Source organism: Acinetobacter sp. TTH0-4, assembly GCF_015602665.1.
Lineage (GTDB): Bacteria > Pseudomonadota > Gammaproteobacteria > Pseudomonadales > Moraxellaceae > Acinetobacter > Acinetobacter albensis.
The window spans coordinates 2833222-2846311 of record NZ_CP059079.1 but is presented as its reverse complement, the minus strand read 5'-3'; the positions used below and the strand labels follow the sequence as shown (position 1 = coordinate 2846311).

The following is a 13090-nucleotide window of genomic DNA, read 5'->3' as shown; positions in this document are numbered from 1 at the left end:
GCGGTCAGAGAAGCATATGCAGAAATGGAGCGCCGTGAAAGAGCGGGGCGGGATGTTACCACTGATGCTGATGCTCGGTTTCTACCGCTTGGGTGGACGTTGGTTATGCAGAGTTATATTGTACTTTATAATTTTATGGTACTGGCTTTTTTCCAATACAACGCGTCAGGCTTCGCTGTTGTACTTAAAAAAACTGCATCATTTTGCAGGTGTGCAGTCGCCGTTTCAGGCTGAGCCGCAGCTGTGGTACAGCTATACGCATTTGATGCATTTTGGCGAATGTATTTTAGATAAAATTGAGGGATGGCTTGGGCATATTCCTGAGCAGAACTTAAAGCTGCATGGTCATGCACACTTTCGTTCGCACTATCAAAAAGGTGCGGTGATTGTGGTGTCGCACTTTGGCAATATTGAATTGCTTCGTGCCATCAAATCAGAGCATCCACAAAAAATTAATGTACTGGTCTATCAAAAACATGCGACTAAGTTCAATGAGTTTTTAAAAAAATTGAATGAACATGCCGATGTTAATTTAATTTCGGTGGATGAGTTGGGTATTGAAACAGCACTGATTTTACAGGATAAGTTGGATCAAGGTGAATGGGTGATTGTAGCGGCAGACCGCGTACCCGTGCAGTCGGATCGGGTACAATCAGTTGCTTTTTTAGGCGAGCAAGCGCTGTGGCCCCAAGGTGCGTGGATTTTGGCCAGTTTGTTGAAAGCACCTGTGTTGGCGGTGTTTTGCTATCGAGTAGATACACATTTTGAAGTGCATATTCACCAAGTAGCGGAGCAGTTAAATTGGCCACGGAAAGAGCGTTTACAGGCCATGCAACAGACCACAAGACAGTATGTGGAGCTGTTGGAACAGCATTGTATACGCGCGCCCTATCAATGGTTTAATTTTTATAATTTTTGGAATAAAGGATAAGTCTTGTGTTAATTGTTGGGGAAAATCCGCTCAGTATTGAAGATGTTGTGGCTGTAGCGCGTAAAGAAAAACAGGTGGTCTTGCCCGTATCCGCGGAATGGACAGCACTGATCCAACGCGGCGCAGATTTCCTCGATCAGCTGTTGCAAGACGAAGGCGTCATTTATGGCGTGACCACGGGTTATGGCGACTCGTGCTTGGTTGAAATTCCAGCCCACCAAGTGCATGAGCTGCCGCTACATTTATCGCGTTTTCATGGTTGTGGCATGGGGCAAAACTTAGACTTGATTACGGCGCGTGCTGTAGTTGTAGTGCGTTTATGTTCTTTGGCACGCGGCTATTCGGGTGTCTCCCATGCCTTGTTACAGCGTTTGGTCTGGATGCTGAATGAAGATGTGATCCCTGTGATTCCCTCTGAAGGTTCGGTGGGTGCCAGTGGTGATCTGACACCTTTGTCTTATGTTGCTGGGGCATTGGTCGGTGAGCGCGATGTGTACTATCAAGGCCAGATTGTGCCGATCGCACAAGTATATGCCGAAAAAAGTTTGCAGCCTTTGGTGATGCGTCCCAAAGAAGGCTTGGCCCTAATGAATGGTACAGCGGTCATGACCGCCATTGCTTGCCTGAACTATAAAAAAGCAGAACAAATATCTTTTGCCAGTACCTTAATTACCGCACTGAATGTTTTGGCTTTAGAGGGCAACCCAAGCCATTTTGATGAAGTGCTGTTTGCACAAAAACCACATCCGGGACAGCAACATATTGCAGCTCAGTTACGTGACTGGCTAAACAGTGAAGTACAAACTGAACACCAAAGTTCACGCTTGCAAGACCGTTATTCATTGCGCTGTGCACCGCATGTGATTGGGGTGTTTGAAGACTCTAAACTGTGGCTGCGTCAGTTTATTGAAAATGAGCTGAACTCAAGCAATGATAATCCATTGATTGATCCTGTGAACCTGCGTGTACTGCATGGTGGACATTTCTATGGTGGACATATTGCCCAAGCCATGGACAGCCTGAAAATTATGATTGCCAATATTGCTGACCTGATGGATCGTCAGTTGGCACAGTTGGTGGACTATAAAATGAACAATGGTTTGCCACGCAATTTAACGGGTTCTAGTCCTGAGCGCTTGCCTTTGAATCATGGTTTTAAAGCGGTGCAAATCGCGGTTTCAGCGTGGACGGCAGAAGCCTTAAAACAGACACTTGCTGCATCGATTTTCTCACGCTCAACCGAATGTCATAATCAAGATAAAGTCAGTATGGGCACTATTGCCGCGCGTGATGCTAGCCGTATCATTACCTTAACCGAACAAGTGATTGCAGCACTCAGTTGTGCAGCGGTTCAGGCGGTTAAACTCAAAGGTGTAGATACAGAACTCAGCCCTGTTTTAACAGCATTTCAACATTGGGTGCTTCAGAGTTTCACCTATGTAGGGGAAGATCGTCCTTTGCAACATGAGCTTCAGGCGCTGGTTAATCGCTTTGAACATTTAGAACTGTTAAACAGCATTGCTGTTCAATATTCATAGGAAATGAGCATGCATGCTGATGTAATGATTGAGGTGCCTTTTCATGATGTCGATACCATGAATGTGGTGTGGCACGGCCATTATTTAAAATATTTTGAAATTGCGCGTTGCAAACTGCTGGATCAATTTCATTACAACTATAATCAAATGCGCGACTCGGGCTATGCATGGCCTGTGATTGAAAGTCATGTCCGTTATGTACAAGGCATCGAGTTTGAACAAAAAATTCGCGTGCGTGCCATTTTAAAAGAATGGGAAAACCGTTTGAAAATTGAATATCTGATTTTCGATGCGGTTTCGGACAGAAAGTTGACTAAGGGTTATACCTCACAAGTGGCGGTACACATTGAAAAACGTGAAATGTGCTTCCAGTCGCCACAGGTGTTGCTGGACTGTTTAAATGCATGGCCTGAATTTAAAGCGGAGTAATGCAAGCATGATTCGATACAAATTTTTTAAGCCGATTGTCGTTGCGTGTGCAGCCAGTGTGATGACTTTACTTGCTCCCGCAGTGAGTGCACAAAATACTGAATTGAAGCAGGTGTTTGCTCAGCTCGGTGCAACGCCTGTGGTGCGTGCCCAATTTGAGCAGCAGAAAAAACTGGCCGCTTTGAACAAAACTTATGTGTCCAAAGGCACGGTGCTGTTCAGCAAAAACCAAGGTGTGCTGTGGCAGATTCAAAGTCCAGTTAAAGCCGATTTGGTGGTGACACCGCGTAAGTTGGTACAAAAGACGCAGCGAACGTCCAGTCAAATCGAAGTCGATAAGACCCCCTATGGCTCTGTAGCGACGATGTTTTTACAGTTAATGTCGGGCAACGAAGCGGCACTCGCTAAAAACTTTAATGTGGTGTCTGCCAATTACAGTCCGACGCAGTGGAATGTCAGCTTAACGCCTAAAAGCAGTCTATTTAAAAAGCTTTTTGTTCAAGTCGATGCGCAAGGTCAGCGTTATGTGGACCGTATTACCATTTTGGAACAAGCCAATAACCGCACCATCATTCGTTTTAGCCAGCAAACGGCTCAACCTCAAACTTTAACGGCTGCGGAAAATGCGCTTTTCCAATTGGCAAAATAAATTTAGCGCCCTTTGGCTGTTGGTGCTGTGTGTCATTGCTTTGGCACTGGGCGTGGCTTGGCTGAATAAAGGTATTAAGATTGAGACCAATATTTTTGCTTTGCTGCCTGAGGCACATCAGGATGTTCATCTGGAACAAGCACAGCAATATGTGAGTCAGCAGTTAAATGACAAAGTTTTTGTGGTATTGGATGCCAAAACGGATCAGCAACTCGAACAGGCAACGCAAGCACTCAAAACCCAAGCCGATCAAAGTCAGCTGTTTTTACCTGTTCGTCCGCAGCTTGATCCTGATCAATTTGCCCAAGCGCTTTATCAACACAAGGCGGGGCTGTTATCCAAGACTGATCAGCAGATTTTGCAAGAGCAAGATGATGCCGCGTTGATGGAGCAAGGCTTATTACAACTGATGAGTCCGGGCATGCCGATTACGGCTGAAATGCTCAAACAAGATCCCTTGCTACTATTTCCGCGCTATGCAGTGGGTTTAAGTACTTTACAAAATAATGCCGATATCAATTTAGAACAGGGCTTTGCCACGATTCGTGATGAGCAAGGTATCTCGCGCCTGATAGTACTTCAGCTCAACAACAGCCCCTATAACATTGCCTACCAAGAGCAGACTGCTGGGTTTATTAAAAATATCAATCAGCAACTCAGCCAGTTGCAGGTGAAACCACATTGGACAGGTACATTGTTATTTGCCCAGTTCGGCACCAACTCTGCCAAAGAGGAAATTTCCACCATTGGCGTGGGTTCGACCATCGGGATTTTGCTGCTGGTCTGGTTTGGTTTCCGTTCGATACGACCGATGCTGACGGAAATGGTTGCGGTCGGCACAGGCAGCTTGGTGGCCTTTGCGGTGACGTATTGGGTGTTCGGCGAAATTCATCTGATGACACTGGTCTTTGGCGCCAGTCTGATAGGGGTCTGTGTCGATTTTTCATTTTACTTTATGGCCATGCAGTCTCAGCACCGACAGATCGATGGATTTGCTGTTTTAAAGCCATTATTGCCGAGTCTATTTGTGGGGCTAATGACCACACTGTTGGCCTATGTGGTGCTGAGTTTTACCCCCTTCCCGGGCTTTAAACAGATTGCAGTCTTTTCTATGGTTGGACTGAGTGCCGCATGGGTGACCAGTATTTTACTGCTGCCACGTTTGCCTGCGCTGAATGCGGAACCTGCGATACGTGCTTTGGGCTTTATTGGCAAAGCACGCAGTTATGTGCAGAGTCGAAATACGCTGTGCTATGGCATGATTTCACTGATTCTACTGGTAACGGGTAGTAGTCTAGTCTTCCTGAAAAGCAATGATGACATCCGCAATTTGCAAAGTATGGATGCCACCTTAAAGCAGGAAGATCAATATGTTCGTTCGCGTTTTATGCAACAGCAAAGCAGCGAATATTTTGTGGTACAGGGCAGAACCCCAGCAGAGTTAGAGCAGCGCGAACAGCAACTGTTGGCAAAACTTGATCCCTTGCAGCAGGCTGGCAAGTTAGATGCTGTACAAGCTTTAGGGCAGTGGATTCCATCGCTTGAGCAGCAGAAGCACAATATTGCAATGTTACAGGCGATTCCTCAGTCCGCTTTGGTGGAATATGCACAAGCACTACAGCTCAATGCAGCCGATGTTTTAAACTGGCAAGCCCATTTAAAAGATCAACCGTTGCTGACCGAAGCCGTTTTTCAAGATCATCCCCTGTATTTTTTGCAGATGAGTCCGACGCAACGTTTGGTGATGCTGCAAAATGTGCATGATGTACACGCTGTGCACCAGCTTGAGAATGCGGATGTACAACTGTTACGTCCCGTTCATCAATTATCTGAGTTATTCAAACAGCATCGTGTGCAGGCACAGTGGCTATTGCTCAGCGCTTTGCTGATGTTAGCTGTTGGCTTAGGCGCACTTTATGGCAAAAAATCCATTCTGCCTTTGGTGTTGCCTGTCAGTATGGCTCTAATGACCACGTTTGCGATTCAGGCATGGCTGGGTGTCGAGATTAATTTATTCAGCATTATGGGTACCTTCCTGATCATTGGAATTGGGGTGGACTATGCGATTTTCTACCGTCACGGACATGATCACCCGCAGGTGGTGGGTATGGCTTTGTTCCTGTGCATGATGTCGACGTTTTTTAGTTTTGGTTTGCTGTCTTTTAGTCATACCTATGCCATTCACAGTTTTGGCTTAACGGTGTTGCTGGGCGTTATTTTTTCATTTATTTATGCCACACTTTTTACATCCTCCGATGCAAAACATGTGGTGGTTCAACAATATCAGCCAAAGAGCTGAGTCAAAGGGTACAGTGCAATGAGCACCATGCAACAGACAGATGTTTTAATTATTGGGGCGGGGCCATCAGGTAGCTCGGCCGCAGCTTTGCTGCGCCAAAAAGGTTACCAAGTCACGGTCATCGAAAAGCAATTTTTTCCGCGTTTTTCCATCGGTGAGTCTTTATTGCCACAGTGTATGGTGTTTTTAGAAGAAGCGGGTTTGTTGGAGACAGTGCGTACCCATGCTGATGAATATGCCTTTCAGTTTAAAAATGGCGCAGCTTTTTTAAGAGGCACACAGCGTAGTTTTTATGACTTTACTCAAAAGTTTAGTGAAGGCCCAGGCACTACATGGCAGGTACGACGTGCCAACTTTGACCAGCTTTTGGCGCAGCAAGCCGAAAAAATGGGGGCAGATATCCGTTTTGGTCATGAAGTTTTGGTGGTCGATGTGGCATCCACACAGCCGATTTTGACGGTGGAAGATGCGCAAGGTGACAGCTATCAAATTCAAGGCAAGTTCCTCTTAGATGCCAGCGGCTTTGGCCGCATTCTGCCGAAGTTTCTTGACTTAGAAAGCCCATCGGACTTTCCCGTGCGCCGTGCAGTCTTTACCCACATTGAAGACGGTCTATTGGATGACCCTGAGTTTGACCGTGAGAAAATCTTAATTACCGTGCATGAAAAAGATCATCGCGCATGGTATTGGCTGATTCCCTTTGCCGATGGGCGCTCTTCATTTGGCATCGTGGCGGAGCAAGATTTCTTTGAAAAATACGGCTATGACGGCAGTGCAGATTATGATTTAGAAGCCTTACAGAAACGTATTTTAGCCGATGATGCCAGCTTGTCGCATGTGCTACGTCACGCCAAACATGACACGCCTGTACGCACTTTGGTGGGCTACTCTGCTGATGTTAAACATTTGGCATCCAACAACTATGCACTACTTGGCAATGCAGGTGAGTTCCTCGATCCTGTCTTTTCTTCAGGGGTAACGATTGCCTTAAAATCGTCTAGTCTAGCTGTGCCATTGGTTGAACAGGTGTTGCAAGGTCAGGCGGTCGATTGGATGGAGCAATATGAAAAGCCGCTGCGTAAAGGCATTCAAGTGTTCCGTGCCTATGTCGAGTTATGGTATTCAGGTGAATTTCAGGATGTAGTGTTCTCGAACAGACAAGATGAAAAAATTCGTCGCATGATAGCTTCTTTATTGGCTGGCTATGCATGGGATGCGAACAACCCCATGCACCGTAATGCCAAACAACGCTTAAGTACTTTGGCAGAATATTGTCGCGAAGAACAAGTGCAGAAAGAGTCACTAACTGATGAAATTTAAGCTGCATTTGAAAACCGTCAGTTGGATTTTAGCCAGTACATTATTTTGTAGTGCTTGCCAAAGCTGGATTCCTGAAGCGCAAGGGCTCGCAACTCCGCAGTGGGGGGCACAAAATTACCAGCGCCAAGACCAAATTGAAGTGCAGTGGAAAAGCCAGAGTTTCAGCTTTTTACTGTACCAGCAACAGCGGGGACAGTCGCTTGACATGTTAGCGCTCAGCCTTACGGGGCAGCAGTTGTTTAAGCTCAGTTTTGATGGTCAAAAGGTAGACGTTGAACAACGGATTGAGCCGATGAAACTGTTGCCTTTTGATTATGTGGTGCGCGATATTCTGTATGCAACCTATCCAAATTTTGCTGCGTTACATGCGGCTCAAAATGCGGTCGTACAGAAAGCTGATACCATTTATATACAGCAGCAGCCTGTGTTGAAAATTCAGGGAAATGAGTGGGCAATTGAACTGGATAATCTGCAAGTGCCTTATCAGATGGTCATTAGTACAGTGAGCAATACTTTAGAAGATGATCAAGGCGACCATCATGACTAAAAATGTACAACCTATTTCAGCCGTTGGTATTCAGTTCAGTGCGGCGCTGTCGGCTTTGGGACAAAATGCAGCTGAGCTTCAACATGCATTAACACACACAGAAAATACCCTGTCACCATGCGAGGATCTGATTGCGGGGCGTACGGTCTGGGTCGGCGCATCTGATCAAACCTTAGTTCAAGCAGTCCCTGAAAGCTTGAGCGATGCAGACTCACGGAATTTACGCTTTGCCCTGACTGCTTTGTCGCAGATTGAAACTGATATTCGTGCTTATACTGCACAGTTTCCCAAACAACGTCTCGCTGTGATTATTGGCACGTCAACCTCAGGCATCGCGGATAATGAGCCGGTCTTAAAAACGCAGTTTCAACAACCAACATCGCAGTCTGTACAGCACCAAAAGCAAGAAATGGGCAGTTTCGCGAAAGCTTTACAACAGTATTTGGGCTGGGAAGGGCCTGCCTATACCATTTCTACCGCTTGCTCCTCGGCAGCTAAAGCGCTGGCGGCGGGGCAACGTCTGCTGAATGCAGATCTGGCTGATGCTGTCTTAGTGGGTGGAGTCGACACCCTATGCAAGCTGACCTTAAATGGATTTGATAGTTTAGAAAGCTTATCGAGCGGAATTTGTCAGCCTTGTGGTGCCAACCGTGACGGCATTAATATTGGTGAAGCGGCAGGATTGTTTTTACTGTCCAAAGCGCCTGCCCCCGTGATGTTGTTGTCGAGTGGCGAGTCAATGGATGCATGGCATATTTCAGCACCACATCCAGAAGGGAAAGGGGCTGCGGAGGCGATGCAAAAAGCTTTAGATATGGCACAGCTTGAAGCAGGTGATATTGGTTATTTAAATTTGCATGGAACATCCACACCGCAAAATGATGCGATGGAGATTAAGGCGGTACAGACTGTTTTCTCTGATGCAGTTGTGGCCTTGAGCAGCACCAAACATAAAACGGGGCATTGTCTGGGGGCAGCGGGTGCAATAGAAGCCTTTATTTGCCAGCAGGTTTTATTAGATCAATCATGGTTGCCGCTGCATCATGCCGGTGAATTGGACGAGGCTTTGGCTAGGCAAAACTATGTGCTTACACCGCATTTGAAGACACCCATTCGCTATGCGATGAGTAATTCTTTTGCTTTTGGCGGCAGCAATATCAGTTTAATTTTCGGGACAGCTTTGCCATGATAGAGGCTGTACAGTTTATTCCGCATGAAAAACCGATGGTTTTCGTGAGTCATCTAATTGAAGCCAATGATGAGTTTGCTATTGCAGAGCTTCACATTACCCCTGATTTGATGTTTTGTGAGCCAGAAGGTTTGCCCACATGGAGCAGCATTGAGCTGATGGCACAGACCATCAGCGCCTATGCAGGCTATAAAGGACAGATTAACGCGTTGCCACCGAAAATTGGCTTTTTATTGGGCACCCGTAAAATGCAGTTACCTTGTGCCTATTATAGTTTGGGCACAACGGTGCAGATTCGGGTAGAACAAAGTTATCTGCACGAAGGTCTGGGGCAGTTTAATTGTGAAATTGTATATCAAGAGCATCAGTTCAGCGCCATGTTAAGCGTATTTGAGCCTGAAAATATGAATGAAATCATTGGAAAATTAGTGTGAACAGAAGAATTTTAGTCACGGGTTCGAGTCGTGGAATAGGTAAAGCGATCGCTTTAGAGTTAGCAAAGGCAGGCTTTGATGTCACAGTGCATGCCCGTTCAAGACAGTCTGAGGCCGAAGCAGTAGCGCAGGAGATTCAAGCGCTTGGGCAGGCCAGCCATGTATTGATGTTCGATGTGAATGAGCGTGAAAATATTGCCGCTATTTTAGAGCAAGATATAGCACAGCATGGTGCTTTTTACGGCGCTGTGTTGAATGCAGGATTAACCCGTGATGGTGCTTTTCCGGCACTGACTGATGAAGACTGGGATGACGTGGTCTCGACCTCTCTGAACGGTTTTTATAATGTGCTGAAACCCTTGATGATGCCAATGATTCGCTTGAAAAAGGGCGGACGTATTGTGACTTTGTCTTCGGTGTCTGGAATCATGGGGAATCGAGGTCAGGTGAACTATAGTGCTGCCAAAGCAGGCTTGATTGGTGCGACCAAAGCACTGGCACTAGAGCTAGCAAAACGAAAAATTACGGTGAACTGTGTTGCTCCGGGCTTGATTGAAACCGAAATGGTGAGCGAAGAAGTCAAAGAGCATGCTTTGAAAATGATTCCGATGCAACGCATGGGGCAGGTAAAAGAAGTCGCAAAAGTGGTCAAGTTCTTATGTAGTGATGATGCCAGTTATATCACCCGCCAAGTGATTTCAGTCAATGGAGGTTTGATCTAATGAAACGTGTTGTCGTGACAGGCATGTCTGGAATTACCTCTTTGGGTGAAACCGCAGAGCAAATTTTTGAACAATTTGCACAAGGCAAAAGTGGCATTCGCTATATGCCCGACTGGGAAATTTATCCCGATTTACGCAGTAAATTGGCTGGCCCTGTTGAATCCTTTACTGTACCTAAGCATTTTAACCGTAAAGTGACCCGAGGCATGGGCCGCGTGGCCTTAATGTCTGCCGTATGTGCTGAAAAAGCATTGGAAGACGCAGGTTTACTGCATGCCGATATCTTAAAAAGTGGCGATGCAGGCGTGGCTTTTGGTTCCTCTGCGGGCAGTGTAGATGCGGTGCGTGAGTTTGGCGCGATGTTGATTGAGCATAATATGAGTCAACTCAATGCCACGACCTACATTCGGATGATGTCGCATACCAGTGCAGTCAATATGACGGTGTATTTCGGCCTAAAAGGTTTAACGCTGCCGACCTCAAGTGCTTGTACTTCAGGTTCCATGGCGATTGGTCAGGCTTATGAAGCGATTAAATATGGTAAACAAACTGTGATGATCGCAGGTGGTGCAGAAGAGCTCAGTGCCGCTGGTTCAGCTGTGTTCGATGTGTTGTTAGCGACCAGTGTGCAAAATGACCATCCAGAGAAAACTCCACGTCCCTTTGATGCAAAGCGTGATGGTTTAGTGGTGGGTGAAGGGGCAGGCTGTTTGATTTTAGAAGAATATGAACATGCTCAAGCGCGTGGAGCGACCATTTATGCCGAGATTGTCGGTTATGGTAGTAATACCGATGGTCAGCATGTGACCCGACCTGATTCTGAAATGATGGGTCGTTGTATGCAGTTGGCACTGAAAGATGCACAGCTCGCTGCTGCGGATATCGATTATGTCAATGCACACGGTACCTCAACCGATCAGGGGGATATTGCTGAATCACAAGCAACTGCTCGTATCTTAGGTAAAAAGCCGATTAGCTCATTAAAAAGTTATTTTGGGCATACACTTGGGGCGTGTGGGGCAATTGAGGCGTGGCTGAGTATTGAAATGATGCGACGCAATCAGTTGGTGCCTACGCTGAATTTAGATCAGATTGACAGCGCTTGTGGTGATCTAGATTATATTGTTTCAGATATGCGTTCAGCAGAAACGCAAATGATCATGAGCAACAATTTTGCTTTTGGGGGGATTAATACCTCCTTGATTTTTAAACGTATCAAATAAAATGAGGAAAAAATAATGTCTTTTAAAAATATCTATGCAGTGGCTGTGTTGTCTTTCGCTACGATTGCATCGGCTCAAGCGGCTGACAAAATGTATGATTTTAAGTTTCAAGAAGCGGTGAGTCGTGCAGTTGCAGATGGTGTACTCGATGGTTCAGTGAATTTTTATTTGGCTGGAACTAAATCGGGTGGCAAAGTGATTGAAAAAGGCTTAGTGACCAATAAAAAGACCAATGGTTTTGCCAAGTCAGCCGAAAGTTCATGTGATCATGTACTTCGTTCAGCATTGATTCAATTCCAAAATACAGCGAAAGCCAATGGCGCAAATGCCGTGACCAATCTGGTGAGTTTCTATAAATCGAATGAAACACGGAGTAGTACGACATATCAATGTGCCAAAGGGACCGCGATGGCGGGTGTAGCATTGAAAGGGGACTTGGTGAAATTTTAGTTCTAAAGACAAAAGAGCTGATTTTCTTTGAATGTATAACAGCACGAGTTGATTAGATTTACCATGATGAATATTCTGATTAAAGGTATCCATCATGGGCCAGTATATGAACAATACCGGTCTAAACAAGTCATTCAATGCCATCAATGATTTGTGATGAATTGATATTATGAAACCTACATTAAGGTTTTAAACTTGATTTAAGAATTTAATTCAATAATAGAGTTATTGGTTGTTAATTAATAAAAAATTTAAAGACTAAAAGTTAATAGCGAGAATTTTAATGAATAAAAGCTAATAAATTATTCGAGTTATATTAGATCTCTTGCGAAAGTCATTATTGCAAGTTTATCCGGTTTACGAGTGCAGCAATTAAGTTAATGCGTAAACCGAATCTTTTCCGTCTATTTCGATAGCGTTCACTTAATATTCTAAATGTTTTCAATTGACTATTAATGTGTTCGATCACAACTCGTATTTTCCCAATCATTTTATTGTACTTTTTCTCAATATCAAATAAGGGTAAATTCTTCTTTTTCTTTATTGGCATCAATAATTTAAAGCCATCTTGCTCTAATCCGTAGTACCCTAAATCGGTCATAACATATTCACAATGTTTGAATTTCTTAACCGTTTTTCTTGCCAATTTAATATCATGCTGACTGCCATTCGATATATCTAGCCCTATGATTTGTTTGCTGTTCGGATGATAGATCACTTGTGCTTTTAGCGTATGTTTCTTCTTTTTACCACTGTAGAACTTACTCTGATTTTTTTTTCGGGCGTTCTATTGAACATTCTGTCGCATCAATAATTACCCAGTTAAATTGTTCGTCTGCTGTGGTAATGCTTCGTTTTGGCAGGGTAAAACGTCTTGATTTCATTAATGCATCTTCAACCTTTTTAATGGTTCGATTCACATTACTTTCAGCGATATGGTAATTTGCCGCTAATTCCAGTTGAGTGCTGTAGTTCCGTAAGTAATTCAGAGTTAATAACAACTGATCCTCTATATCTAAAGTATGAGGACGACCTGGTTTCTTTTTGAGTGATTCTGCTTCTTTTAAAACTTCGACCATTTCACTAAAAACTGCTCGAGGTACACCAACCAAGCGCTGGAATTCAGAATCTGAAAAACGATTTAATTTCTGATATTTCATGAAATCTATATTGAGGCAGTTTTTACTTTCGCAAGAGGTCTATTGTTTTATTCTGTATTTGGCTTTTGTAAATACCATCAGTGATCCTTCAAAGTCTTTAATAGCGATTTTTGCCAAGATATTTGATTCAAGTGTAGATCAAGTGAAATAAAAATTTAGACAATAAAAAAGCTTTTGCTCATTGAAGCCCCTATGAATT

General features: G+C 44.5%; 13 protein-coding genes. 12 read left to right on the top strand and 1 reads right to left on the bottom strand.

Features of this window, described 5'->3' with window-relative positions; all coding sequences use genetic code 11:
* Window positions 1–16 precede the first annotated feature (16 nt).
* From H0S58_RS13320 to H0S58_RS13265, 12 genes are all read left to right on the top strand, one after another.
* A complete protein-coding gene (locus H0S58_RS13320) occupies window positions 17–931 on the top strand; it encodes an acyltransferase (protein WP_195726739.1) in 915 nt (304 codons plus the stop codon).
* 5 nt (window positions 932–936) lie between these two features.
* Window positions 937–2469 carry an HAL/PAL/TAL family ammonia-lyase gene (locus H0S58_RS13315; RefSeq protein ID WP_195726738.1) on the top strand — a complete coding sequence of 511 codons (1533 nt, stop codon included), beginning with the start codon at window positions 937–939 and terminating at the stop codon, window positions 2467–2469.
* Window positions 2470–2478: 9 nt separating this feature from the next.
* The gene (locus H0S58_RS13310) at window positions 2479–2898 is read left to right on the top strand and encodes an acyl-CoA thioesterase (RefSeq protein ID WP_078426098.1); all 420 of its coding nucleotides are present in this window, start codon (window positions 2479–2481) and stop codon (window positions 2896–2898) included.
* A gap of 61 nt (window positions 2899–2959) precedes the next feature.
* Window positions 2960–3547, top strand: a complete 588-nt coding sequence (locus tag H0S58_RS13305) for an outer membrane lipoprotein carrier protein LolA (protein WP_171262513.1) — start codon at window positions 2960–2962, stop codon at window positions 3545–3547.
* A complete protein-coding gene (locus H0S58_RS13300; protein WP_195726737.1) occupies window positions 3522–5846 on the top strand; it encodes an MMPL family transporter in 2325 nt (774 codons plus the stop codon). The genes H0S58_RS13305 and H0S58_RS13300 overlap by 26 nt, the downstream gene beginning before the upstream one ends.
* An 18-nt stretch (window positions 5847–5864) precedes the next feature.
* Window positions 5865–7166, top strand: coding sequence for an NAD(P)/FAD-dependent oxidoreductase (locus H0S58_RS13295; protein ID WP_195726736.1), 1302 nt, complete (start codon window positions 5865–5867; stop codon window positions 7164–7166).
* On the top strand, window positions 7156–7713 hold the full coding sequence (locus H0S58_RS13290; RefSeq protein ID WP_195726735.1) for a DUF3261 domain-containing protein: 558 nt from the start codon (window positions 7156–7158) through the stop codon (window positions 7711–7713). The genes H0S58_RS13295 and H0S58_RS13290 overlap by 11 nt, the downstream gene beginning before the upstream one ends.
* Window positions 7706–8902, top strand: a complete 1197-nt coding sequence (locus tag H0S58_RS13285; RefSeq protein ID WP_195726734.1) for a beta-ketoacyl-[acyl-carrier-protein] synthase family protein — start codon at window positions 7706–7708, stop codon at window positions 8900–8902. Before H0S58_RS13290 ends, H0S58_RS13285 begins: the two co-directional genes overlap by 8 nt.
* Window positions 8899–9336 carry a 3-hydroxylacyl-ACP dehydratase gene (locus H0S58_RS13280; RefSeq protein WP_195726733.1) on the top strand — a complete coding sequence of 146 codons (438 nt, stop codon included), beginning with the start codon at window positions 8899–8901 and terminating at the stop codon, window positions 9334–9336. The genes H0S58_RS13285 and H0S58_RS13280 overlap by 4 nt, the downstream gene beginning before the upstream one ends.
* On the top strand, window positions 9333–10058 hold the full coding sequence (locus H0S58_RS13275; protein WP_195726732.1) for a 3-ketoacyl-ACP reductase FabG2: 726 nt from the start codon (window positions 9333–9335) through the stop codon (window positions 10056–10058). The genes H0S58_RS13280 and H0S58_RS13275 overlap by 4 nt, the downstream gene beginning before the upstream one ends.
* A complete protein-coding gene (locus H0S58_RS13270) occupies window positions 10058–11281 on the top strand; it encodes a beta-ketoacyl-ACP synthase (RefSeq protein ID WP_195726731.1) in 1224 nt (407 codons plus the stop codon). The genes H0S58_RS13275 and H0S58_RS13270 overlap by 1 nt, the downstream gene beginning before the upstream one ends.
* 15 nt (window positions 11282–11296) lie before the next feature.
* Window positions 11297–11731, top strand: a complete 435-nt coding sequence (locus H0S58_RS13265) for an excinuclease (RefSeq protein WP_195726730.1) — start codon at window positions 11297–11299, stop codon at window positions 11729–11731.
* A 337-nt stretch (window positions 11732–12068) separates the two neighbouring features.
* Here H0S58_RS13265 and H0S58_RS13260 read toward each other — a convergent pair.
* Window positions 12069–12891, bottom strand: a protein-coding gene (locus tag H0S58_RS13260; protein WP_193891903.1) for an IS5 family transposase whose coding sequence is annotated in 2 segments (ribosomal slippage) — window positions 12069–12509 and window positions 12511–12891 — 822 coding nt in all. Because the reading frame shifts where the segments join, the coding sequence is not laid out codon by codon here.
* Window positions 12892–13090: the final 199 nt, after the last annotated feature.